The organism is Vibrio sp. 1167, from assembly GCF_033340375.1.
Lineage (GTDB): Bacteria > Pseudomonadota > Gammaproteobacteria > Enterobacterales > Vibrionaceae > Vibrio > Vibrio alginolyticus.
In genome coordinates, this window is sequence record NZ_JAWOWK010000082.1 from 1 (window position 1) to 1,190 (window position 1,190).

Sequence of the window (1,190 nt, forward strand, 5' to 3'; positions counted from 1 at the left end):
TATGAATTAGTCGAAGATCTTAGCAACAACACCAGCACCTACTGTACGGCCACCTTCACGGATCGCGAAACGTAGACCTTCGTCCATTGCGATTGGTGCGATTAGCTCTACAGTCATCTGTACGTTGTCGCCTGGCATTACCATTTCTACGCCGTCTGGTAGCTGGATGTCACCAGTTACGTCAGTTGTACGGAAGTAGAATTGTGGACGGTAGCCTTTGAAGAATGGAGTGTGACGACCACCTTCATCTTTAGACAGTACGTATACTTCTGATTCGAATTTAGTGTGTGGAGTGATTGAACCAGGCTTAGCTAGTACTTGACCACGTTCAACTTCGTCACGCTTAGTACCACGTAGAAGTGCACCAACGTTCTCACCTGCACGGCCTTCGTCTAGAAGCTTACGGAACATCTCAACACCAGTACATGTAGTTGTAGTAGTGTCTTTGATACCTACGATAGCAACTTCGTCACCTACAGTTAGGATACCACGCTCGATACGGCCAGTTACTACTGTACCACGACCTTGGATTGAGAATACGTCTTCGATAGGCATTAGGAATGGCTGATCTACCGCACGCTCTGGCTCAGGGATGTAAGTATCTAGAGCTTCTGCTAGTTCAACGATTTTCGCTTCCCACTGCTCTTCGCCGTTTAGTGCGCCTAGTGCAGAACCTTGGATAACTGGTAGGTCATCACCTGGGAAATCGTATTCAGATAGAAGTTCACGAACTTCCATTTCTACTAGTTCTAGTAGCTCTTCATCGTCAACCATGTCACATTTGTTCATGAATACGATGATGTATGGGATACCAACCTGACGGCCTAGTAGGATGTGCTCACGAGTTTGTGGCATTGGGCCATCTGTCGCAGCAACAACTAGGATACCACCGTCCATCTGTGCAGCACCAGTGATCATGTTTTTAACATAGTCAGCGTGTCCTGGACAGTCAACGTGTGCGTAGTGGCGTGATGGAGTGTCGTACTCAACGTGAGAAGTTGCGATCGTGATACCGCGCTCACGCTCTTCTGGAGCGTTATCGATAGATGCGAAATCTTTAGCTACACCGCCGTAAACTTTAGCAAGAGTAGTACAGATAGCTGCAGTTAGAGTTGTTTTACCGTGGTCAACGTGGCCGATAGTACCAACGTTAACGTGCGGTTTCGTACGTTCAAATTTTTCTTTAGACA

At 47.1% G+C, this 1,190-nt stretch carries 1 protein-coding gene; it reads right to left on the bottom strand.

Going from position 1 to position 1,190, the window contains the following annotated elements; all coding sequences use genetic code 11:
* Nucleotides 1–6: 6 nt before the first annotated feature.
* Nucleotides 7–1,190 (bottom strand): elongation factor Tu (gene tuf, locus R7Z78_RS24535; RefSeq protein WP_017822038.1); only part of this gene is annotated, 1,184 nt, incomplete at its 5' end.